General features: G+C 71.7%; 19 protein-coding genes. 7 read left to right on the top strand and 12 right to left on the bottom strand.

Annotated elements, in window-relative coordinates:
* The first annotated feature begins 16 nt into the window (after positions 1-16).
* A complete protein-coding gene (locus QIY60_RS20340; protein WP_283143700.1) occupies positions 17-718 on the top strand; it encodes a DUF998 domain-containing protein in 702 nt (233 codons plus the stop codon).
* On the top strand, positions 715-1,551 hold the full coding sequence (locus QIY60_RS20345; protein WP_283143701.1) for an alpha/beta hydrolase: 837 nt from the start codon (positions 715-717) through the stop codon (positions 1,549-1,551). The genes QIY60_RS20340 and QIY60_RS20345 overlap by 4 nt, the downstream gene beginning before the upstream one ends.
* Before the next feature lie 161 nt (positions 1,552-1,712).
* On the opposite strand, the gene QIY60_RS20350 is transcribed toward QIY60_RS20345, so the two are convergent.
* The 5 genes from QIY60_RS20350 to QIY60_RS20370 form a co-directional block, all read right to left on the bottom strand.
* Entirely contained in the window at positions 1,713-3,623 is a 1,911-nt protein-coding gene (locus tag QIY60_RS20350) for a S53 family peptidase (RefSeq protein WP_283143702.1), read from the bottom strand.
* Between the two features lie 226 nt (positions 3,624-3,849).
* A complete protein-coding gene (locus tag QIY60_RS20355) occupies positions 3,850-4,467 on the bottom strand; it encodes a DUF305 domain-containing protein (protein WP_283143703.1) in 618 nt (205 codons plus the stop codon).
* A complete protein-coding gene (locus tag QIY60_RS20360; RefSeq protein WP_283143704.1) occupies positions 4,464-5,123 on the bottom strand; it encodes a DUF3105 domain-containing protein in 660 nt (219 codons plus the stop codon). The genes QIY60_RS20355 and QIY60_RS20360 overlap by 4 nt, the downstream gene beginning before the upstream one ends.
* Before the next feature lie 115 nt (positions 5,124-5,238).
* Positions 5,239-5,592, bottom strand: a complete 354-nt coding sequence (locus tag QIY60_RS20365; RefSeq protein WP_283143705.1) for a hypothetical protein — start codon at positions 5,590-5,592, stop codon at positions 5,239-5,241.
* Between the two features lie 161 nt (positions 5,593-5,753).
* Complete coding sequence (locus QIY60_RS20370) at positions 5,754-7,742, bottom strand: amino acid transporter (protein WP_283143706.1); 1,989 nt, start codon at positions 7,740-7,742, stop codon at positions 5,754-5,756.
* A gap of 285 nt (positions 7,743-8,027) precedes the next feature.
* Here QIY60_RS20370 and QIY60_RS20375 point away from each other — a divergent pair, with 285 nt between their 5' ends.
* The 3 genes from QIY60_RS20375 to QIY60_RS20385 all read left to right on the top strand — a co-directional run bounded on the left by QIY60_RS20375 (position 8,028) and on the right by QIY60_RS20385 (position 10,312).
* Positions 8,028-9,389 carry a glutamine synthetase family protein gene (locus QIY60_RS20375; RefSeq protein WP_266978977.1) on the top strand — a complete coding sequence of 454 codons (1,362 nt, stop codon included), beginning with the start codon at positions 8,028-8,030 and terminating at the stop codon, positions 9,387-9,389.
* Positions 9,390-9,507: 118 nt separating this feature from the next.
* On the top strand, positions 9,508-9,852 hold the full coding sequence (locus tag QIY60_RS20380) for a VOC family protein (protein ID WP_283143707.1): 345 nt from the start codon (positions 9,508-9,510) through the stop codon (positions 9,850-9,852).
* Between the two features lie 100 nt (positions 9,853-9,952).
* Complete coding sequence (locus QIY60_RS20385) at positions 9,953-10,312, top strand: isomerase (protein ID WP_283143708.1); 360 nt, start codon at positions 9,953-9,955, stop codon at positions 10,310-10,312.
* 29 nt (positions 10,313-10,341) lie between these two features.
* Here QIY60_RS20385 and QIY60_RS20390 read toward each other — a convergent pair whose 3' ends face one another.
* The 7 genes from QIY60_RS20390 to QIY60_RS20420 form a co-directional block, all read right to left on the bottom strand.
* Entirely contained in the window at positions 10,342-11,364 is a 1,023-nt protein-coding gene (locus QIY60_RS20390; protein ID WP_283146013.1) for a TolB-like translocation protein, read from the bottom strand.
* Between the two features lie 8 nt (positions 11,365-11,372).
* Complete coding sequence (locus QIY60_RS20395) at positions 11,373-12,641, bottom strand: MFS transporter (RefSeq protein ID WP_283143709.1); 1,269 nt, start codon at positions 12,639-12,641, stop codon at positions 11,373-11,375.
* Between the two features lies 1 nt (position 12,642).
* Positions 12,643-13,533, bottom strand: a complete 891-nt coding sequence (locus QIY60_RS20400) for an alkaline phosphatase family protein (RefSeq protein ID WP_283143710.1) — start codon at positions 13,531-13,533, stop codon at positions 12,643-12,645.
* A gap of 299 nt (positions 13,534-13,832) precedes the next feature.
* Complete coding sequence (locus QIY60_RS20405; RefSeq protein ID WP_283146014.1) at positions 13,833-16,823, bottom strand: bifunctional [glutamine synthetase] adenylyltransferase/[glutamine synthetase]-adenylyl-L-tyrosine phosphorylase; 2,991 nt, start codon at positions 16,821-16,823, stop codon at positions 13,833-13,835.
* A 99-nt stretch (positions 16,824-16,922) separates the two neighbouring features.
* A complete protein-coding gene (locus tag QIY60_RS20410; protein ID WP_283143711.1) occupies positions 16,923-17,843 on the bottom strand; it encodes a phosphatase PAP2 family protein in 921 nt (306 codons plus the stop codon).
* A gap of 155 nt (positions 17,844-17,998) precedes the next feature.
* Positions 17,999-19,021 carry a LacI family DNA-binding transcriptional regulator gene (locus tag QIY60_RS20415; protein WP_283143712.1) on the bottom strand — a complete coding sequence of 341 codons (1,023 nt, stop codon included), beginning with the start codon at positions 19,019-19,021 and terminating at the stop codon, positions 17,999-18,001.
* 25 nt (positions 19,022-19,046) lie between these two features.
* Positions 19,047-20,678: a glycoside hydrolase family 13 protein gene (locus QIY60_RS20420; RefSeq protein ID WP_283143713.1), complete on the bottom strand. Its 1,632-nt coding sequence runs from the start codon at positions 20,676-20,678 to the stop codon at positions 19,047-19,049.
* Between the two features lie 312 nt (positions 20,679-20,990).
* On the opposite strand from QIY60_RS20420, the gene QIY60_RS20425 reads away from it, so the two are divergent.
* Positions 20,991-22,265, top strand: coding sequence for an extracellular solute-binding protein (locus tag QIY60_RS20425; protein ID WP_283143714.1), 1,275 nt, complete (start codon positions 20,991-20,993; stop codon positions 22,263-22,265).
* A 33-nt stretch (positions 22,266-22,298) separates the two neighbouring features.
* On the top strand, positions 22,299-23,306 hold the full coding sequence (locus tag QIY60_RS20430) for a sugar ABC transporter permease (protein WP_283143715.1): 1,008 nt from the start codon (positions 22,299-22,301) through the stop codon (positions 23,304-23,306).
* Position 23,307: the final 1 nt, after the last annotated feature.

Below are 23,307 nucleotides of genomic sequence, written 5' to 3' on the forward strand. Positions count from 1 at the left end.
GGGTGATCATGGCCCCATGACGAGCACGGACGCGGCCGAAGAGGAAGCAACCGGTTCACGCGTCCGGCCCGCGGTGGTCCTGCTGGCGCTCGGCGCGCTGGCGTACACCGCGTGGGTGCTCGAAGTGGTCGTCCACACCGGGCTCGACCCCGTGCAGACGTATGTGAGCGAGCTCGCCGCGGCCGATCAGCCGCTCGGCGGGCTCTTCCGGGCGACGGACCTGACGGCCGGGGCGCTGGTGTTCGCCGGGTCGGCGTGGGCGCTGTGGCGGTGCGACCGGCGGGCCTGGTCGGTGGCCGGGTGGGCGGGGCTCGTGCTGTTCGGCGCGGCGACCGTGGCCGACTCCCGACTGCCGCTGAGCTGCGCGCCGACCGTCGACCCCGAGTGCGCGGCGCGCGAGACGGCCGGTCTGGTCCCGGCCACGCACACCGCGCACGCGGTGAGCAGCAGCGTCGCCATGACCGGCGCGCTGGTCGGCGTCGTGGCGCTCACGGTCGCCGCCCGCCGCTACGGGCGATGGGCCCCGCTGGCCCGGGTGGGTCCCATGCTGGTGGTGCTCGAACTGGCCGTCACCGTCTGGACGCTGGCCGCCATCGCCGCGTTCGAGGCCGGGCGCGGCACCTGGTCGCTGGGGGCCGGGCAGCGGGGGCAGGTGCTGCTGGTCGCGGTGTGGCTGGGGGTGCTCTCCTACGCGGTGGCGCGCGAGAATCGAGTATGACGTTCGTACGGATCGACGGGGTGCCGCACCACGTGGTGGTGGCGGGGAGCGGTCCGCCCGTGCTGCTCAGCGCGGGCCTGGGCATGGCCTGGTTCGACTGGGACGAGGTGGCGGCGCTGCTGGCCCCCCACCGCACGGTGGTCCGCTTCGACCGCCCCGGCCACGGCCTCTCCGGCCCGGCGCCGGCGCCGCCGACGGCCTCGGGGGAGGCGCACCGGATGGCGGCGGTCCTGGACGCGGTGGGGGTGTCCGGGCCGGTGACGGTGGTGGGGCACTCGATCGCGGGCTTCCACGCGGAGGCGTACGCCCGGCTGCACCCTTCCCGTACGGCAGCGCTCGTGCTGGTGGACTCCAGCGTGGAGCCGGAGGCCCGGGTGGGGGTGGGGGCGCGGGTGGTGTCCGCGCGGGTGGCGGGGGCGGTGCTGGCGGGTGCGGGTCTGCCGGCGGCGCTCGGGCCCCTGCTGCGCCGGGCCACGGTCCGCCTGTCCCGCACGGGCGGTCCCGACCCGGCGCCGGCCGCCCTGGTCCGCCGCTGCTACCGGACGTCCCGGGTGTGGCGGGGCCTGCTCCTGGAGAACGCCCGCTACCGCCCGGTGGCGGCGGAACTCCTGCACCTCCGCGACCACTTCCCCCTCCCTCCGGTCCCGGTGACGGTCCTGGCGGGCGGCGCGGGCGGCCCGTCCTGGCTCACCTGCCAGCGGGCTCTGGCGGACGTGCTGGGGGGCCGCCTGGAGGTGGCGGAGGGGGCGGGGCATCTGGTGATGCTGGACGACGCGGGCCGGGTGGCGGAGGCGATCCTGGGTGCGGAATCCCCCACCCCACCCCTTCCCTGAACCCTCCGGGGGTGGGTGGGGGTTGAGGTGGCTCTCCCGGGGGCGAAGCCCACCACCCGGCCGCCCGCCAGAGGGCTTTCGGGAAGGGGTGGGGTGGGGTAAAAACCCCTGCCCCGGGACCGAAACCGGCCCCGGGGCAGGGATAGGCAAAAGCCGCGTGGCTAGTGGTGGCGGCCGTAAGACGCCACGTAGCCGCGGGACGGCGTGCCCACGCCCGTCACGTCGTCGTAGCCGCGCACCGCCCGCAGCGAGCTGTCCTTGCCCAGCGTGCGGACGGACGTCGCGAGGCCGCCCGACGCGTCGACCCCGTTCACGAAGTCGACCCGCGCCACCGCGAGGTCACGCGCCCCCAGCGGGTGGTCCGTGACGTCGTGGTACAGCGGCGAGCCGTAGCGCGCGTAGATCGACGGGTTCGCGAAGCCGATCGGGAAGTGCCGGGCCTGCTGCGCCAGCGCCTGCACGCCCGCGATCACCGGCGCCGCCAGCGACGTACCGCCGATGCGGTACTCGTCGTACTTCACCGCACCGTCGGGGAACGTCTGCGTCTGGCCCACCAGGAAGCCCGTGTTGGGGTCCGCGACCGCCGCGATGTCCGGGACCGTCCGCATGCGGGCCGACCCGTTCGCCTTCGCCAGCGCGTCCGGGACCACGCCCCGCTGGTAGAACGGCTGCTTCACCGTCGAGCTCGTACCGCCGCCCGCGCCCGACGTGTACGCGCCCGGGAAGCCCGTCCAGCTCTTCCCGTCCGCCGCCAGCGACGCCTTCAGCGTGCCCCAGCCCGTCTCGAACCTGTACGTGTCGCCCTTGCCGACCGCCAGCGACGTGCCGCCGACCGCCGTCACCCACGCCGAGTTGGCCGGGGTGTCGACCTGCTTCTTGCCGGTCTTGGCGACCTCGTCGCCGTCGTCGCCGGAGGAGAAGTAGAAGCCGATGCCCTCGACCGCGCCCAGCTTGAACGTCTGGTCGTAGGCCGCCGCCACGTCCGGCGTCTCGTTGGCCTCGATGTCGCCCCACGAGTTGGAGACGATGTCGGCCAGGTGGTTGTCGACGACCTTGTTCAGCGCGTCGAGCAGATCCGGGTCGTTGCAGGACGCGCCCGCCACGTACACGATGTCCGCGTCCGGCGCGACCGCGTGCACGGCCTCGACGTCCAGCGACTCCTCGCCGTACCAGCCGGCCGCGTCGCACGCCTCCACGCTGTTGTAGTCGGCGGGCTTCACCTCGCTGTACTGGCCGTGCTTGTACGGCTTGTCGCCGTTGCGCAGCGCGTACTGCTGGGCGTCCTTCGCCATCGTCGGCGAGGCGTACGCGTCGGTGATCGCGACGGTCACGCCCTTGCCGGTGTAGCCGCCCGCGCCGTACGCCGCCCGCAGCTGCTTGCCGGTGTACCCCTTGACCGCGTACGGGACCTTGGTGCCGTACGCGTCCGGCAGGGTGGTGGCGATGTTCGAGCCGTAGTACGTCGAGAACGGCCCGGAGTTCTTGAAGGCGGGGCCGGGCCCGGGCAGCGTCTCGTGGTGCGTCGCCTTGTGCGGGGCGTTGTCCAGGCCGGTCACGGTGAGCACCGCGTCGGCCAGCGCGCCCGGCGCGGAGGCGGTCCGCACGGGCGCGCGGTAAGTGCGGCCGCCCTTGCGGTAGTTGTGCAGCTGGGTGGCGAACGCCTTCTCCGCCGCGGCCACGTCGCCGGAGACCGAGACGTAGTGCTGGTTGCTGCCCGTGACAGTCAGCCCGGCCGACTTCAGCCAGCCGGTGACCGCCGCGATCTGCTCCTCGGTCGCCCCGAAGCGCTGCTGCGTCTGCGCGGCCGTGAGGAACTTCCCGTACGACGCCGAGCTCGGGTCCGACACGGCCGCGGCGTACGCGGCGAGGCCCTTGGCGTCGCGGCCCGCGAGGTAGACGCGCGCGTCGACCTTGTTCGTGTTCGCCGTGGCGCCCTGGTCGGCGGCGCCGGTGGCCCACACGGGCTTGGTGCCCGTGAGGGCGGCCCGCCCGGACGGCACGGGGTCCGCCGCGTGGGCGGACGGTATGCCGAGAGCGAGCGCGCCGGCGAGCAGAGGCAGTGTCGCTGCCATGCTCACGGCACGCCGCCTGGTGCGGCTGGTTCTCATTTGACCCCCTGCATGAGGCTCTTCACCTGGGAGGCATATGCACTTGATCTGCACATGCACAGCGTCACTCTGGTGAGGAACGGTTCATGCGGGGGGCATGCCGATGTCAAGAGAAACCCAAGTCCCGCCGCAGCGGCGGGACTTGGGTCCGGTTTGACGGCGTTGGGCAGCTATAGTCCCATAAGTCGGGTTACGTACGTGCCTTCAGCATCTGCGCCATCAGGTCGATCTCCGACTGCTGGGAGTCGACCATGCCCTGCGCCAGACGGCGCTCCACCTCGGTCGTACACCGCTGGGCGCACCCCTGGGCCATGTGGATACCGCCCTTGTGGTGCTCGGTCATCAGCTGGAGGTAGAGGACCTCCGCCTGCTTGCCGTCCGCCTTGCCCAGCCGGGCGAGCTCGGTGTTGGTCGCCATGCCGGGCATCAGCGCGCCGTCCGCGCCGGGCTCGCTGCCCATGCCCATCCAGGCCATCGGCAGCCGCTCCGGCTCCGACTTGGGCAGCCCCCACAGATCGAGCCAGCCGAGCAGCATGCCCCGCTGGTTGGCCTGGGTGTTGGCGATGTCGTACGCGAGCCGGCGGACCTCCTCGTCCTTGGTGCGGTCGCGCACGATGAACGACATCTCCACCGCCTGCTGGTGGTGGACGGCCATGTCGCGCGCGAAGCCCGCGTCCGCCGAGGCCGCCACCGGGGTGTGCGCGGCGGGTTCGGAGTCGCCGCCGGTGGCGCTGGCGACCGTGGCCACCGTGGCGAACACCAGGGCCGCCACGACCGCCGCCAGGGACGCCCAGTAGGTGCGGTTCACTTCTGGTCCAGCCCGCCCGTGCACGCCGCGCCCGGCTCCGGCGTCTGCGCGCCCTGTACGTACTTGGCGAAGAACTGGTTGACCCGCGGGTCGTCCGCGCTGGTCACGGTGACCTGCTTGCCCCAGGCGCTGAGCATGATCGCCCCGGCCTGGTCCTGGTACGGGCTCATCAGCGAGTACGGCGTCTTGGAGACCTTGTCGGAGAGCTTCTGCACATCGGCGGCGGGCGCCTTGTCGCTGTAGGTCACCCAGACCGAGCCGTGCTCAAGGGAGTGCACCGCGTTCATGTCGGGGATCGGCTTCTTGTAGACGGCGCCGCCGCAGTTCATCCACACCTGGTCGTGGTCGCCGCCGACCGGCGGCTTCATCGGGTACGACACCGTCTTGGTGACGTGGTTGCGGGCGAGCTTCTTCGGGTCCCAGTCCTTCTCGCCCGCGATGGTCGCCTTGGCGTCGGCGGCCTTCTGGGCCTGCTGCTTGTCCTTGTCGTCGGACTCCTTGTTCAGCAGGTACGCGCCGACGCCGACGAGTCCGGCGACGATCGCCACCGACACGGTGACGGCGGCGATCTTGTTGCGCCGCTCGCGGGCCTGCTCGGCGCGGCGCATCTCGGCTATCCGCGCCTGGCGCGAGCTCTTGGTTTCCTTGCTGGCCATGGGGGCTCAAGTCCTTCTGGTGATGGGGAAGTCAGGGGGCGAGCTGTGTCGTGCCCCTTTAGGGGCGCGGGGAACTGCGCGACCAGCCCAAGCGGGCCCGCAGTCGAAACCGTGCCTACGTCCGCAGCACCTGAAGGACATGAAGGTCAGGGACCCGGGGCGGAGCCCCGGACCGCGCGGGCGCCCCCGCGGGCCGGGGCGCGGCGGCCCGTACGGCGTGCGCGCCCCCCGGCGCCGGGGTGTCGAGCGGCGGCGCGGTGAGCACGGCCGGATCCGCGTGCGGAAAGAGCCCGCAGTCGCCCCGGTCGTACGGGCAGCTGTACTGCGCCGCGCCGCTCACCGCCACGGCGTGGTGGGCCCGGGGGCCCGGGTCGGCGCTAGCCCCGCCGCCCGCGGTGAGGCAGAGGAAGAGCGCGGCGAGGAGCGTCGCCATGGCGCTCACCAGCGCCACGGGACGTGTGATGCGCATGCGTCGCACTCCCCCCATAGGCGCAGATGCTAGGGGAGGAAGAGCGACGTACGGCAGGGCGGGGTCGGCCAAGATCAGGCCACCCGGCCGGAACCGGGCCACCACGGGCCCGTGAGCGGCCCGCAGCGGACCCGGCGGCGGTCCGGCGCGGACCCCGGCGGTCAGCCCACGTGGACCCGAGGACGCCGCTTCAGGTCCGGCTCGGCGCGCCGCAGCACCTCGCGGGTGACCGGGGCGACCTCGCCGTCGCCGAAGACCAGGAAGCGCAGCAGATGGCTGAGCGGGTGGCCTTCGGTCCAGTTGAAGTACGCGTGCGGCACCTGGCCGGTGCGGTCGCGCAGGCTCAGCATCACGGCCGCGATGGTGTTGGGCACCACCGCGCCCTCGACCCGCAGCCTGCGCACCCCGTGCTTCTCGTCGCCGTGCACGGTCAGCTCGGTGGTGAAGTCCGAGGAGTTGCGCACGAACACCTCCAGGAACAGCACCGGCCGCCCGTCGGGGATGTGAGTCTCCTCGCGCTGGCTGTACTCCTTGGCGCGGTACTCCCGGGTGCTGTGCTCCTGCGGCTCGTTGGCGATCAGCCGCAGCGGCCCGCTCGCCGCCGCCTCGTCGATGAACCGGCTCGCCGCCTCGTCGAAGGTGATCTCCTTGGCCCGCAGCTCGAACGCCCGGTGCACCCGGGACGCGAACGACGACAGCAGGATCGCCAGGATGAACAGCAGCGCGATCTTGAGACCGTCGGGCCGCTCGATGACGTTGGTGACCAGGGTGTACGCGAAGACGGCGGTGATCGCGCCGAACCCGAGGGCGGCGGCCCGCTTGCCCCGGTGCAGTACGGCCACGGTCGAGGCGAACGACGCCGAGAGCATCAGGACGAGCACCCCGGTCGCGTACGCGCCGCTCTGGGCGTCGACGTCGGCGTCGAACCACCAGGTGATGAAGAAGGCGATCGCCACGAAGATCAGCACGAGCGGGCGCACCGCGCGGGTCCACTCCGGGGCCATGCCGTAGCGCGGCAGATAGCGCGGGACGAGGTTGAGCAGCCCGGCCGTCGCCGACGCCCCGGCGAACCAGAGGATCGCGATGGTCGACACGTCGTACACCGTGCCGAAGGCCTCGCCCAGGTGCTGGTGGGCGAGGTAGGCGAGGGCGCGGCCGTTGGCGTCGCCGCCCGTCTTGAACTCCGCCTCCGGGATGAGGATCGTCGTGGCGAGGCTGGAGACCAGCAGGAAGCCGCTCATGACGAGGGCCGCGGTGGTGAGCAGCTTGCGGGTGTCGCGGATGCGGCCGAGCGGCTTCGTGTACGTGTCGGAGGCGTCGCCGGTGATCTGCGGCATCACCGCCACGCCGGTCTCGAAGCCGGACATGCCGAGCGCGAGCTTGGGGAAGACGAGCAGCGCCACGCCGACCATCGCCAGCGGCGAGGAGTGCTCGGCGCTCACCGCGTGCCACCAGTCGTCCACCACGACCGGCTCGGTGGCTATCTTGCCGACGGCGGTGGCCAGCACCACCAGGTTGAGCGTCAGATACACGGCCACGAGCACCACGGCGACGCCGATGGCCTCCTTGAACCCCTTGAGGAAGACCGCGCCGAGGGCCGCGACCAGGGCCAGCGTGATCCAGAGGTTGGAGCCGTGCAGCCAGTCGGGGGCGAAGGGGTTCTCCACCACGTGGGCCGAGGCGTCGGCCGCCGACAGCGTGATCGTGATCATGAAGTCGGTGGCCGCGAAGCCGAGCAGCACCAGGACGAAGATCTTCCCCGCCCACCAGGGCAGCAGCCGCTCCAGCATGGCGATGGAGCCCTCGCCGTTGGGGGACTCCTTGGCGACGCGCCGGTAGACCGGCAGCGCGCCGAGCAGGGTCAGCGCGATCAGTACGAGGGTGGCCATCGGCGAGAGCAGTCCGGCCGCGAGGGCCGCGATGCCGGGCTGGTAGCCGAGGGTGGAGAAGTAGTCCACACCCGTCAGGCACATCACCCGCCACCACGAGTGGCCCTTGTGCTCCTGCGGCGGGGTGCCGTGCGGTCCGGGGTGGCGCGCGGAGCGCTCGGACAGGCCGTCCAGGAGCCAGGCCCGCCAGCGGCGGACGGTGGGCTCCGCCGTGGGCGGGGCGGCGACGGTATCCGGGGGCTCCATCTGGGTGCCGGTCATCCTGCGGTTCTCCATAGCCGTACTCGTGCTGCACTCGTTGGCAGTACTCGGGTCCGTACCCGGTGGCCGTAATCGACCGTTGCGGGGACGTTTCTGCATGCGACGAGGAGCGAGTATCCCCCACGGCCTCGCCCCGCGCGGCACCCGGTGCGACTGTGGGGAGGTGACGTGCCGCAGGTCATACCGGGTGCGTAATGTGGCGGTAATCCCGGGCCCCGATACTGATGGTTCCCCCTCATGCCCGGGCGGTGGTGCACAGGCCGTCTGAACTGCAAGGATGTGGCTATGGACAAGCAGCAGGAGTTCGTGCTCCGCACCCTCGAAGAGCGTGACATCCGGTTTGTGCGCCTGTGGTTCACCGATGTGCTCGGCTTTTTGAAGTCGGTCGCGGTGGCTCCTGCCGAACTGGAGCAGGCGTTCGACGAGGGCATCGGCTTCGACGGCTCGGCCATCGAGGGCTTCGCGCGGGTGTACGAGTCCGACATGATCGCCAAGCCGGACCCGAGCACGTTCCAGATCCTGCCGTGGCGCGCGGAGGCCCCGGGCACCGCGCGGATGTTCTGCGACATCCTGATGCCCGACGGCTCGCCGTCCTTCGCGGACCCGCGCTTCGTCCTCAAGCGCATCCTCGCCAAGACCTCGGACCTGGGCTTCACCTTCTACACCCACCCCGAGATCGAGTTCTTCCTGCTGAAGGACAAGCCGCTGGACGGCACCCGCCCGGTGCCCGCCGACAACTCCGGCTACTTCGACCACACCCCGCAGAACGTCGGCATGGACTTCCGCCGCCAGGCGATCACCATGCTGGAGTCGATGGGCATCTCGGTCGAGTTCAGCCACCACGAGGGCGCGCCGGGCCAGCAGGAGATCGACCTGCGCTACGCGGACGCGCTCTCCACGGCCGACAACATCATGACGTTCCGCCTGGTCATGAAGCAGGTGGCGCTTGAGCAGGGCGTCCAGGCGACCTTCATGCCGAAGCCGTTCTCGGAGTTCCCCGGCTCCGGCATGCACACCCACCTCTCCCTCTTCGAGGGCGACCGCAACGCGTTCTACGAGTCGGGCGCCGAGTACCAGCTCTCCAAGGTCGGCCGCTCCTTCATCGCGGGCCTGCTCAAGCACGCCGCCGAGATCTCGGCCGTCACCAACCAGTGGGTCAACTCCTACAAGCGCATCTGGGGCGGCTCGGAGCGCACGGCGGGCGCGGGCGGCGAGGCCCCCTCGTACATCTGCTGGGGCCACAACAACCGCTCCGCGCTGATCCGGGTGCCGATGTACAAGCCCGGCAAGACCGGCTCCTCCCGCGTCGAGGTCCGCTCCCTGGACTCCGGCTGCAACCCGTACCTGGCGTACTCCCTGCTCCTCGCGGCCGGCCTCAAGGGCATCGAGGAGGGCTACGAGCTCCCGGCGGGCGCCGACGACGACGTCTGGGCGCTCTCCGACTCCGAGCGCCGCGCGATGGGCATCGAGCCGCTCCCGCAGAACCTGGGCGAGGCGATCTCGCTGATGGAGCGCAGCGAACTGGTCGCCGAGACGCTCGGCGAGCACGTCTTCGACTTCTTCCTGCGCAACAAGAAGCAGGAGTGGGAGGAGTACCGCTCCGAGGTCACCGCCTTCGAGCTGCGGAAGAACCTGCCGGTGCTGTAGGGGCGTTCCGCGGGGGCATTCGGGTGAGCCCGGCGGGCGGGTCCGGCCGCCGGGGTATGTCTTGGCAGGGGGCGGCCGGAGGGCTGCCCCCGCGCTACGCACTGCGAGGAGCACCCCCATGACCCAAGGCCTCAAGACGATCATCTATCCCGTCAAGGACATCGCGCAGGCGAAGGCCCTCTTCGGCGGCCTCCTCGGCGCCGATCCCGTGATGGACGAGCCGTACTACGTGCAGTTCAACGCGGCGGGCCAGGAAGTGGGCCTCGACCCCAACGGCCACGGCAAGGGGATGACGGGGCCGGTGCCGTACTGGCACGTCGACGACATCAAGAAGACCGTGAAGACGCTGCTCGACGCGGGTGCGCAGGCGCTCCAGGACGTCCAGGACGTCGGGGGCGGGCGGCTGACGGCGTCGGTGAAGGACGCCGACGGGAACGTCATCGGGCTGGTCCAGCCGTCCTGAGGCGCGGGGCGGGACCGGCAGCCGGGGAATACCGCCCGGCGGCGGCCGGTTGCGGCTGCTGGGAGCCAGCCGGTCCCGCCGTGCGACCAGAGGATTGAGCATGCCGTTCGTCCATGTCGAGTACTCGGAACGTCTCGCCGAGACCTTCGACCGCCAGACCTTCGCGCGCGAGGTCCACGCCGCCGCGCCGGGCATCGTCGACGCCCCGGCCGCGGCCTTCAAGACCCGCTTCCGGCGGATAGAGGAGTCCTACTTCGGCGAGGGCGAGGACGACATCGACGCCCTCTTCGTCCAGCTGTCGATCCTCACCGGCCGCACCCAGGAGGCCCGCGAGAAGCTCGCCGAGACGGTCCGCGACATCGCCCTCCAGCACGCGACGGCCCCGGAGGGCCGCCGCCTGCACGTCATGGTCGAGGTCCGCGAGATGGAGCGGGAGTCGTACCGCTTCCACAAGGACTGACCGCCCCGCCCCTCCCTGCGGGCGGCTGATCAGCCCAGATACGCCGGAGCCAGCCCTGCGGTGAGCAGTCGGCGCGGGCTGCCCGTCCCGTCCGCCGGGAGGGTGTAGAGGTCGGCCCCGTAGTCGCCCGGCAACGAGTACGTGACCGTCCTGTCGTCCTGCCACACCAGTTGGTCGTCCACGCTGCGCGGCTCCGCCAGGGGCGTCTCGTGCAGCGTGGCGAGGTCCAGGACGTACAGGCGCCAGGGCGCGTCCGCCGGGAGGCCGGGGACGCGCTTCTTGAACGCGAGGCGGGTGCCGTCGGGGGAGAGGGACGGGCACTCCAGGTTGGTGCGGAGTGTCGTCACCTTGCGGGAGGGGAGGTCGCCGCGGACCAGATACGTCTTCCTGCCCGTCGCCATCGTCGCGTAGAAGTGCTCGTCGTCGGCGAACGTGACGCCCCAGAAGTTCACGTCCAAGGCGCGGTACGGGTGCCCGTCGCGCTCGATCGCGAAGTCCTCCAGGGTCTTGGTCAGCTTGCCCGTGCGGGTGTCCAGGATCGCCGTGCGGGTGGAGAAGTCGGTGCCCGCGTACGAGTCGCCGCCGACGAAGACCGTCCAGGCGGCCAGATGGCCGGACGGGGAGACCCGGGCCCGGGTCGGGATGCCCGGCAGGCTGTAGTGGGCGCGCTCTTTGAGCCGCGCGTCCAGGATCACCGCCTGGTAGCCGTCCTGCACCGCGCCCCGCTCGGCCCGCAGGCACACCCCGGTCCCGGCGGCCGCGTAGAACCGCAGGCACTTGACGCCGGAGGCGGTGCGCGGCCCCGACGGATCGGCGGCCGGGACCGTGGCGAGCTCGTCGCGGTGCGGGCCCCACGCCATGTTGCGGAAGACGATCCGGCGGCCGGAGTCCGGGGCGAGCGAGACCGCGCCGCCCGTCACCGGCGGCCCGTCCGCCTGCACCCGGTTCTTGCGGTCCGCGCGGCCCGCCGCGTGCAGCACGGACGCGGTGGCCACGCCCGCGAGGACGACCAGGGCCGTCACCAGGACGATCAGTTTGCTGCGCAGGGTCATACGGACGGTCATGCGGGCCCTCCCCCGTCGACCTTGGACGCGTCCGCCGGGCGCAGCAGCACCGCCCCCGCCGCGCACACCGCGAGCGCCACGGCCGCCGTGGCCAGCGCCGTGCGGTCGCCCCACGCGGTCCACGCCGCGCCGAACGCGATCGAGCAGACGAAGCGGGCCGACGCCTGGCCGGTCTGGATCAACGCCAGCCCGCTGGAGCGCAGTTCGGCCGGGACGGCGCCCGCCGCCGCGGCCATCAGGACGCCGTCGGTCGCCGCGTAGAACAGGCCGTGCAGGGCGAGGACGACGTACGGGAGCGCCGCGCCGCGCCAGCCCGGCAGCAGCAGGGCGTACGCGCACAGCAGGGCCGCGTGGCCGCCGAGGAAGACCCGCCAGCGGCCCACCCGGTCGGCGAGGCGGCCCAGCGGGACGGCCAGCAGCAGGAACGCGGCCGCCGTCCCGAGGGGCAGCAGCGCGAACCAGCGGTCGGGCACGTCCAGGCGCCGCTGGAGCAGGAGGTAGACGAAGGAGTCGCTGACCGTGGCCAGGCCCAACAGCAGGGCGCAGAGGGCGAGTCGGCGCACCTCGCGCTCGCCGAGCAACGCCAGCGCCGCCTTCAGCGAGGCGCGGGGCGCGTCCGGGGCCCGCTCGGGGGCGGTGCGCGCGGGTACGAACAGCACCAGGACGAGCACGCCGACCGCCGCCACGCAGAAGCTCACCGTGAACACGGCGTCGTACCCGTCCACCGCTTGACGCAGGATCAGAAACGCGGCCAGCGGCCCGAGCAGCGCGCCCGCCGTGTCCATCGCGCGGTGCACGCCGAACGCCCGCCCGCGCGCCTCGGGCGCCGAGGCCAGCGAGATCATCGCGTCGCGCGGCGCCGTGCGCAGCCCCTTGCCCGTCCGGTCGGCCGCGAGCACCGCGCCGATCACCGGCAGCGAACCCGCCACCAGGAGCAGCGGTTTGCACACCGCCGACAGGCCGTAGCCGAAGACCGCGACGGCCTTGTGGCGCCCGCCCCGGTCGGCCAGGTGCCCGCCGACCAGGCGGACCAGCGCGCTGAAGCCGTTGTAGACGCCGTCGAGCAGGCCGAAGCCGAGCGGCGACAGGCCCAGGCCCGTGACCAGGTAGAGCGGCAGGACGGCGGTGACCATCTCCGAGGAGACGTCGGTGATGAGACTGACCGCACCCAGCGCGAGGACGGTCGGGGCGACGGCGGACCGCCGCCCGGTGGTGAGCCGGGCGGCGGGGGCCGCGGGGGTGCTGCGGCTGTCTGCTACGTACACGTCAGGAGGCCCAGATGCCCGTGATGTCCGAGGCGTTGGCGGCCTGGCCGGCGTGCGTGGTGCCGTACATGTCCTCGATCGTGCGGAGCAGGTTGTAGTGGTTGTACGTCGTCGAGGACGACGAGCCCGGGATGACCTGCTGGCCGTAGAGGACGGTCGCGATCTTGTTGCCCGCGAGCCGGTTGTCCTCGTCGAAGGTGACGACGAGTAGGCTGTTGTGGGTCTTGGCCCAGTCCGCGTACGCCTTCAGGTTGTTCTTCAGCCAGGTGTCACCGGTCGAGACCGAGCAGTCGTGCATGTCGCTGCACAGGTTCGGCACGACGTACGAGACGGTGGGCAGCGTGGTGAAGTCCGTCGGGAACTGCGCGAAGGTCTTGGCGCTGGACGTCGGCACGTTGGAGAAGCCGAACCACGGGTTGTGCTTGCGGGCGTACTTGCCGCTGCTGCACGTCGTCGACCCCTGGCTGGGGAGCGACTCGTTGTAGCTCGCCCAGGTCCTTCCCTTGGCGATGACCTCGGACGCCAGGTTGGGCGCGGAGGAGAACCCGGGCGTGTAGCAGCTGTCGTCCGTGATGCCCTGCGTGGAGCCGGAGAACATCGCGAAGTAGTTGGGCTGGCTCGGGTGGGTCTCGGCGTACGACTGAGTGAGGTTGGCGCCGCCGCTCTTCAGCGAGTTGATGTACGGGGCGCTGGAGCTGCCGATGACCTGGTTGTACGCGTGGTTCTCGAAGACCACGACCACCGTGTGGTCGGGGGTGGGCACGGTCGCCGTCGTCGAGGCGGCGGACGTGCCGCCGAGCCCGGCCCACAGGCCGGCGGACGCGGCGGCGAGGCCGACGGCGGAGAACAGGGCGGTGCGGGTGCGGCGGCGGGGCATGGACCAGCCGGACACGGCGGTACCTCCGGTGAGGGGGATGTGGGGGGCGGTGCACCGAGAGGTTAGGGGCGGTGTGTGAAGACCGGAAGATCCTTGCGGGTGAAGGACTGGGGAACGGTTGGGTGTGTTTGTGTCCGCGGGCCGGTGGGGGCTGGTCGCGCAGTTCCCCGCGCCCCTTAAGTGCCGCTGCGCGGCAATCCCCTGGGCGCCCCGGAGGGGCGCATCTCAGGGGCGCGGGGAACTGCGCGAGCAACCCCGCACGGTCCGCAGTCGAATGGCTGGCCACAGATCGCCCGCAGCCGCCCGCGCAAGGGCTACGCTCCGTAGAACAGGCGCTCCACAACCGCCCGCGCCCGCCGCGTGACCCGGCGGTAGTCGTCCAGCATGTCCCCGACATGACCGGGCTCGTACCCCAGGTACCGGCCGACCGCCGCCAGCTCGCGCCCGTCGGACGGGAACGTGTCGCCGGGACGCCCCCGCACCAGCATCACCCCGTTCCGCACCCGCGTAGCCAGCACCCACGCGTCGTCCAGTATCACCGCGTCCTCGGTGGAGATCAGGCCCGCCGCGTGGGCGGCGGAGAGCGCGTCCCGGGTACGGGTGGTGCGCAGGCCCGGCTCGGCCCAGCCGTTCTGCATCTGGAGCAGCTGGACCGTCCACTCGACGTCCGAGAGGCCGCCGCGCCCCAGCTTGGTGTGGAGCGTGGGGTCGGCGCCGCGCGGCATCCGCTCCGACTCCATCCGGGCCTTGAGGCGTCTGATCTCGCGCACCGCGTCGTCCCCGAGCCCCTCGGCCGGGTAGCGCAGCGGGTCGATCAGCTCGACGAACCGCCGCCCCAGCTCCGCGTCGCCCGCCATCGGCTCGGCGCGCAGCAGCGCCTGGCTCTCCCACACCAGGGACCAGCGGCGGTAGTACGCGGCGTACGAGGCGAGCGTGCGCACCATCGGGCCGCTCTTGCCCTCCGGGCGCAGATCCGCGTCGATCAGCAACGGCGGGTCGGCGGTGGGGAGTTGGAGCAGTCGGCGCATCTCGGCGACGACCCGGTTGGCGGTCCGCGTCGCCTCCTGCTCGTCGACGAACTCGCGCGGCTCGTGGACGAACAGGACGTCCGCGTCCGAGCCGTAGCCCAGCTCGTGCCCGCCGAAGCGGCCCATGCCGATGACCGCGAACCGGGTGGGCAGGGTGTCGCCCCACTCCGCCCGCACGGCCGCCCGCAGCGCGCCCGCCAGCGTCGCCGCGTTCAGGTCGGTCACCGCGTTCCCGACCCGGTCGACCAGCGCCCCCGGGTCCTCCTCGGCCGGGTTCTCCTCCGTGCCGTACGAGCCGATCAGATCGGCCGCGGCGGTGCGGAACAGCTCTCTGCGCCGTACGCCGCGGGCCGCCGCGACCGCGCCCTCGGCGGTCTCGGCGCGGCCCACCGCGGCCAGCACCTCCTGCTCAAGGGGCTCGCGCATGCGCGGCCCCAGGCCCTCCGGGTCGCCCAGGATCGCCACCGCCTCCGGGGCCCGAAGCAGCAGGTCGGGGGCGAGGCGGCCGGCCGAGAGCACCCGGGCCAGGTTCTCCGCCGCCGCGCCCTCGTCGCGCAGCAGCCGCAGGTACCAGGGGGTCCTGCCGAGGGCGTCGGAGACCTTGCGGAAGCCGAGCAGGCCCGCGTCCGGGTCGGCCGAGTCGGCGAACCAGCCGAGGAGCACCGGCAGCAGGGTGCGCTGGATGGCGGCCTTGCGGGTCACGCCCGAGGAGAGCGCCTCCAGGTGTCTCAGGGCCGCGGCCGGGTCCGCGTACCCCAGGGCCTCCAGGCGCTGTCCGGCCGCGCGCGGGCTGAGCCGGGTCTCGCCGGGGGAGAGCTGGGCGACCGCGTCGAGCAGCGGCCGGTAGAAGAGCTTCTCGTGCAGCCGCCGCACCACGGAGGCGTGCTTCTTCCACTCCCGGTTGAGCGTGCTGACCGGCTCGGTGCGCAGGCCGAGCGAGCGGCCCAGGCGCCGCAGATCGGCCTCGTCCTCGGGCACCAGATGGGTGCGGCGCAGCCGGTACAGCTGGATGCGGTGCTCCATCGCCCGCAGGAAGCGGTACGCCTCGTCGAGCTGGGCGGCGTCCGCGCGCCCCACGTAGCCGCCCGCCGCGAGCGCGCCGAGCGCGTCCAGGGTGGTGCCGCTGTGCAGGGTCGCGTCGCCGCGCCCGTGCACCAGCTGGAGCAGCTGCACGGCGAACTCGACGTCCCGCAGCCCGCCAGGACCCAGCTTCAGCTCGCGGTCGACCTGGGCGGCCGGGATGTTGTCGACGACCCGGCGGCGCATCTTCTGCACGTCGGCGACGAAGTTGTCGCGCTCGGCCGCCTGCCACACCAGCGGGGAGACCGCCTCGATGTACGAGGCCCCCAGCTCCGGGTCCCCGGCCACCGCGCGCGCCTTGAGCAGCGCCTGGAACTCCCAGGTCTTCGCCCAGCGCTGGTAGTACGCGAGGTGCGAGGAGAGCGTGCGCACCAGCGGGCCGTTGCGGCCCTCGGGGCGCAGATTGGCGTCGACGGGCCAGATGGTGCCCTCGACGGTGGTCTCCGAGCAGATCCGCATCAGGTGCGAGGCGAGCCGGGTGGCGGCCTGGACGGCCTTGCGCTCGTCGGCGCCGTCCACGGGCTCCCCGACGAAGATCACGTCGACGTCGGAGACGTAGTTCAGCTCGTGGCCGCCGCACTTGCCCATCGCGATCACCGCGAGCCGGCATATCGCGGCGTCGTCGGGGGCCGCGGTCCGGGCGATGGCGAGCGCGGCCCGCAGGGTGGCGGTGGCGAGGTCCGCGAGCTCGGCGGCCGTCTCGGCCACATCGGTCGTCCCGCACACGTCGCGCGCCGCTATGGTCAGCAGGCATCTGCGGTAGGCGACCCGCAGCGCCACCGGGTCCTGGGCCAGCGCGAGGCCCCGCTCGAACTCCGCGACTCCCGGATGCAGGTCCACGGCCTCGTAGGTGACGAGCGCGTGCCAGTCGCGGGGATGCCGGGCCAGATGGTCACCGAGCGCCTCGGAGGCCCCCAGGACCCCGAGCAGGCGGTCCCGCAGCGGCTTGGCGGTGATCAGGGTGTCGAGCAGCGCCTGCCGCTCGGCCGGCTCCTGCGCCTCCACGATCCGCACCAGACCGGCGAGCGCCAGATCGGGGTCGGCGGTCGCGCCCAGCGCGTCCAGGAGCACCGGATCGGTCCGTACGGAGGCGAGCTCCGGGGTGTCGAGCAGCCGCTCGGCCGCCGACGGATCGGTGAAACCGAACCGCAGCAGCCGTGTGAAGGTACTGCTCCTGCGCCCCGGCACCGCCGCCATCCCGCCGCCTCCCACTGCCACCGCGCCCGGCTCCGCGCCGGATCAAGGTCGGATCCGAGCCTATCCGCAGCGGGCCGGGCCCGGGCAGGCGAGGAACGGCTACGCGCGCGCCGTGCCGGTGACCACGCGGCCGCGTGGCGGGTTCTCGACCCGCCTCGCCAGCCGGTGCGGCAGCTTCCCGTACCAGACGTACGAGACGAGGAAGCCGAAGGCCAGGCAGATGATGCCGCCCACCGCGTCCAGCCAGAAGTGGTTGGCCGTCGCGACGATGACGACCAGGGTCGCCGTCGGGTAGAGCAGGCCGAGGATCCGCGCCCACGGCGCCTTGGCGAGCGCGAAGATCGTCAGGCCGCACCACAGCGACCAGCCGATGTGCATGGACGGCATCGCCGCGTACTGGTTCGACATGTTCTTCAGGTCGCCCGAGGCCATCGAGCCCCAGGTCTGGTGGACCAGGACGGTGTCGACGAAGTTCCCGCCGTTCATCAGGCGGGGCGGTGCCAGCGGGTAGAAGTAGTAGCCCACCAGGGCCACGCCGGTGGTGGCGAAGAGGATCAGCCGGGACGCCGCGTAGCGGCCCGGGTGGCTGCGGAAGAGCCACACCAGGACGCCGATCGTCACCACGAAGTGGAGCGTGGCGTAGTAGTAGTTCATGCCGGTGATCAGCCATGTCACCGAGTTGACGGCGTGGTTGACGGACTGCTCCACCGCGATGCCGAGGTGCTGCTCGACCGACCAGATCCAGTCGGCGTTGTCGAGCGCCTGCGACTTCTGCTCGGGGACGGCGTTGCGGATCAGTGAGTACGTCCAGTAACTCACCGCGATCAGGAGGACCTCGAACCAGATCCGGGGGCGGCGCGGGGTGCGCAGCCGCTGGAGCAGAGTGGTGGGCGGTGCCGGGACCGGCGGCGTCGGCGCTTCGGTGACGTGTTCTTCTGATACGGGTGTGGGCGCAGCCGACGAGGCGGCCGACGGGGTGTCCGCCGTACCTTCCAGAGTCTTCACGGTCATTTCACCCATAGCGAGAGAGTCTGCCAGATGGACCTGGGCCCCGCAGATCGTCCTCCGGTCGGGTTCGGTCCGGATTCCTACTCCTTGTGGAGGACTCCTCACGGAGGAGAGGATGACTCTTCCCTCGATTTTATGCCGAACCGGGCGACCGTCCCAGCGGAGTGCTACTTGGGTGCCGGTCCAGAAGCGGTTGAACCGCGAACCACCAGCTCGGGCATGAACACGAACTCGCTGTGCGGGGCCGGGGTGCCGCCGATCTCCTCCAGGAGGGCGCGGACCGCCGCCTGCCCCATGGCCGTCACCGGCTTGCGGATCGTGGTCAGCGGGGGATCGGTGAACGCTATGAGCGGGGAGTCGTCGAAGCCGACCACCGAGATGTCCTTGGGCACGTCGAGCCCGGCCTGGCGGGCCGCCCGGATCGCGCCCAGCGCCATCATGTCGCTGGCGCACACCACCGCCGTGCACCCCGCCGCGATCAGCGCGGTGGTCGCGGCCTGACCGCCCTCAAGCGTGTACAGCGAGTGCTGGACCAGCGCCTCGGCCTCGCCCGGGGTCAGCCCCAGCGAGTCCTCCATCGCGGCCGTGAAGCCCTCGATCTTGCGCAGCACCGGCACGAACCGCTTCGGTCCCACGGCGAGCCCGATGCGGGTGTGGCCGAGGGCCGCGAGGTGTGTGACCGCGAGTCGCATCGCGGCCCGGTCGTCGGGGGAGATGAAGGGCGCCTGCACCTTCGGCGAGAAGCCGTCCACCAGCACGTACGGCACGCCCTGGGCGCGCAGCTGCTCGTAGCGGTCCATGTCGGCCGTGGTGTCGGCGTGCAGCCCGGAGACGAAGATGATGCCCGAGACGCCCCGGTCGACCAGCATCTCGGTGAGCTCGTCCTCGGTGGACCCGCCGGGCGTCTGGGTGGCCAGGACCGGGGTGTACCCCTGGCGGGTCAGCGACTGGCCGATGACCTGGGCCAGCGCCGGGAAGATCGGGTTCTCCAGCTCCGGCGTTATCAGACCGACCAGACCGGCGCTGCGCCTGCGCAGCCGTACCGGCCGCTCGTAGCCGAGGACGTCGAGGGCGGCTAGCACGGATTCACGGGTGCCCGCGGCCACACCGGGCTTGCCGTTGAGCACGCGGCTGACTGTGGCTTCGCTGACCCCCGCCTGGGCTGCGATGTCGGCAAGCCGTGCGGTCACGGGATTGGACTGTACCGGTCGCACGTCAGATTGCCCACCAGACCGCGGATTCGGCGGGGATCGTGACGTTACCGCCGGTGAACTCCAGCGCCGAGGTCGAAAGGAGCGGCCGTCCGGGGACCAGGAGTTGGGCCGCGCCGGCGCCCGTGTTGACCGTGCACACGAACCCCGGCCGGGCGAACGCCAGCACGTCCTCGGGGGCCTCAAGCCATTCCATCTCCCCGTCCCCGAGCCCCGGCAGCTCGCGGCGCAGCGCGAGCGCCGAGCGGTAGAGCTCCAGGGTCGAGCGCGGGTCGCCGGTCTGCGCCTCGACGGACAGACCGCGCCAGGAGTTCGGCTGCGGCAGCCAGCTGCCGCCGCTGCCGAAGCCGTACGAGGGCCCCTCGGCGGTCCACGGAAGGGGCACCCGGCAGCCGTCGCGGAAGCCGTCCTGGCCCTCGGCGCGGAAGAAGGAAGGGTCCTGGCGGACCTCGTCGGGCAGGTCGGTCACCTCGGGCAGGCCCAGCTCCTCGCCCTGGTAGAGGTACGCGGACCCGGGCAGCGCCAGCATCAGCAGGGCCGCGGCCCTGGCCCGGCGCAGGCCCCGCTCGCCGCCGCCGTAGCGGGTCGGGTGGCGCACCACGTCGTGGTTGGAGAGCACCCAGGTGGTCGGAGCGCCGACCGAGCTGGTCGCAGCGAGCGAGGCGTCGACGACCGCGCGCATCTCGGCCGCGTCCCACGGGCAGTTCAGGAACTGGAAGTTGAAGGCCTGGTGCAGTTCGTCCGGGCGTACGTACAGGGCGAGGCGCTCGGGCGAGGGCGCCCAGGCCTCGGCGACCGCGATGCGCTCCCCTTCGTAGGAGTCCAGCAGCCGGCGCCAGGAGCGGTGGATCTCGTGGACGCCGTCCTGGTCGAAGAACGGCAGCTCCTGGGCGCCGATCAGCTTGGCCTGCTCGCGGGCGCCGATGTCGGGCAGCCCGGCCGCCTTGACCATGCCGTGGGCCACGTCGATGCGGAAGCCGTCGACGCCGAGGTCGAGCCAGAAGCGCAGCACCGACTCGAACTCGGCCCGCACCTCGGGGTGTTCCCAGTTGAGGTCGGGCTGCTCCGGGGCGAACAGGTGCAGATACCAGTCGCCGTCCTCGGTACGGGTCCAGGCCGGGCCGCCGAAGACCGACTCCCAGTCGTTGGGGGGAGCGGCGCCGCCCTGGGCGGGCACGGCGGCCCGCTCGCCCGGGTGGAAGTGGTAGCGGTCGCGCTCGGGGCCGCCGGCCAGCGCCGCGCGGAACCAGCTGTGCTGGTCGGAGGTGTGGTTGGGGACGATGTCGACGATCACGCGCAGACCGAGCCGGTGGGCCTCGCGGACCAGGTCGTCGGCGTCCTGGAGGTTCCCGAAGAGCGGGTCGACGGCCCGGTAGTCCGCCACGTCGTAGCCGCCGTCGGCCTGCGGGGAGGCGTAGAACGGGGTGAGCCAGACGGCGTCCGCGCCGAGGGCGGCGAGGTGCGGGAGGCGGGCCCGGATGCCGGGCAGGTCGCCGATGCCGTCGCCGTCGCCGTCCGCGAAGGAGCGGACGTACACCTGGTAGATGACGGCGTCGCGCCACCAGCCGGTGCTTCCGGGGTCCCGGCCCTGGCCGCGGCCCGCGACGGCGGTGGTCGTGGTCAGCTCCTGCGTCATGAACGGGTCCCTCTCCAGTGGCCTGCACGGTGTCCTGCGACTACGGGATCAACGCCGCTGCACCTCGAAGGTAACAGTCCTGCAAGCTCTTGCGGAAGGCTTGCAAAGGCGGCGCGGGGCTCCCGGGCGTGCCCATGGAGTACGTGCGCCCCTCCTGACAAGGCGCGCATCGGCAACCGTGTGGACACGCGGATGTAACGATCGACCGGCCTTGCAGAAATTCTTCGCAAGGTCTTTCGGTCTTCTTTCATCCTTGTTACGTTCCTGGCGATCCGGCGCCGTGATGGCGCGGCACCCGTTGAAGGAGTTCACATGCGACGTGGCATAGCGGCCACCGCGCTGGTCGCGACCCTGGCGCTCGCGGCGACGGCCTGCGGCGACAGTGACAGTGGTGACAGCGGCGAGAAGAAGAGCTCGGGCGAGCTCTCCGGCACCGTCACGTGGTGGGACACCTCGAACGACACCGAGAAGGCCACGTTCAAGAAGATCGCCGAGGACTTCCACGCGCAGCACCCCAAGGTCACCGTCAAGTACGTCAACGTGCCGTACGGTGACGCGCAGAACAAGATCAAGAACGCGTTCAGCAGCGGCTCCGACGCGCCGGACGTCATCCGCGCCGACGTCGGCTGGGTCGCCGACTTCGCCTCGCTCGGCTACCTGGACAAGGTCCCGGACGCCAAGGCCAAGGAAGTGGACTCCGCCTTCCTCAAGCAGGCCGCGGCCAGCGGCAGGTACGACGGCCAGATGTACGCCGTCCCGCAGGTCATCGACACCCTCGGCCTCTTCTACAACAAGAAGATGCTCAAGGACGCGGGCGTCGAGCCGCCGAAGTCCCTCGAAGAGGTGAAGACGGCCGCCGCCGCCATCAAGTCCAAGACCGGCAACACCGGCATGTACCTGCGCGGCGACGACTCCTTCTGGTTCCTGCCGTTCATCTACGGCGAGGGCGGCGACCTGGTCGACGCCAAGAACAAGAAGGTCACCGTGGACGGCCCGGCCGGGGTCAAGGCCTTCAAGGCCGCGCGCGACCTGGTCACCTCCGGCGCCGCGATCACCAACGCCACCGACGGGTGGAACAACATGGAGACCGCCTTCAAGTCGGGCAAGGTCGCCATGATGGTCAACGGGCCCTGGTCGGTGGCCGACGTGTACGCGGGCGACGCGTTCAAGGACAAGTCCAACCTCGGTGTCGCCGTCGTCCCGGCGGGCTCGGCCGGCCAGGGCGCCCCGCAGGGCGGCCACGACCTCGCGGTCTATGCGGGCTCCAAGAACCGCGACGCCTCGCACGCCTTCGTCGACTACCTGACCTCGCAGACCGTCCAGGTGCAGACCACCAAGGCGCTCAGCCTGCTGCCGACCCGGACCGCCGCGTACGACCAGCCGGACGTCAAGTCCAACGAGATGGTCCAGTTCTTCAAGCCGGCCGTCGACAAGGCCGTCGAGCGCGCCTGGATCCCGGAGAACGGCGCCCTGTTCGAGCCGCTGAAGCTCCAGTTCACCAAGGCCGTGACCGGCGCCTCCTCGCCCGAGGACGCGGCCAAGGCCTCCGCCACCGCCTTCCACAAGATCCTCAAGGACTGGAAGTAGCGGACGGGCAGCGGGAGACGGGTACTGACTGACATGACTGTCCACACCGGCCAGTCGACGGCGAAGGCCGCGGGCGAGGGCGCCCGCGGCCGGGGCCGCGCGAGTGGCGAGCGCCCCGGCCGGCTCCGGCGGGCGCTCTCGACGCACTGGTACGCCTGGACGATGGTCGCCCCCGTGGTGATCGTCCTCGGCGTGATCATCGGATGGCCGCTCGGCCGCGGCATCTACCTGTCGCTGACCGACGCCAACGAGCGCAACGTCGGCCGCACGATCGGCGCCAACCACATCGACGCCACGTACAAGTTCGTCGGCTTCGACAACTACGTGGACGTGCTGAACGACCCCGTGTTCGCGCAGCGGCTGGTGTGGACCGTGATGTGGACGGTGTGCTGTGTCTCCGCCACGTTCCTGCTCGGCCTGGTCCTCGCGAACATGCTCAACCGGCAGTTCCGCGGCCGTGCGGCGTACCGGATGATGCTGATCCTGCCCTGGGCGGTGCCCGGCTTCGTCTCGGTGTTCGCCTGGCGCTTCCTCTTCAACCGCGACAACGGCCTGCTGAACAAGGTCCTGGACGGCGGCGGCATCTCGGCGGTGCCGTGGCTGGACGACCCGACGTGGGCGAAGTTCTCGGTCATCGCGGTCAACGTCTGGCTCGGCGTGCCCTTCATGATGGTGGCGCTGCTCGGCGGCCTGCAGTCGATCCCGGGCGAGCTGTACGAGGCCGCGGAGATGGACGGGGCGGGCCCGTGGAAGCGGTTCGTCTACATCACGGTCCCGGGCCTCCGCTCGGTCTCGTCCACGGTGATCCTGCTCTCCACGATCTGGACGTTCAACATGTTCCCGGTGATCTTCCTGCTGACGCGGGGCGGTCCCGGCGACTCGACGGAGATCCTGGTGACCCAGGCGTTCCGCCAGGCCTTCGTGGAGAGCCCGCGGGACTTCGCGGGGTCGGCGACCTGGGGCGTGCTGATCCTGGCGGTGCTGATGATCTTCGCCGTCGTGTACCGGCGGTCGCTTCGCAAGCAGGGAGAGGTGTGGTGAC

Source organism: Streptomyces sp. BPTC-684, assembly GCF_030028635.1.
Lineage (GTDB): Bacteria > Actinomycetota > Actinomycetes > Streptomycetales > Streptomycetaceae > Streptomyces > Streptomyces noboritoensis.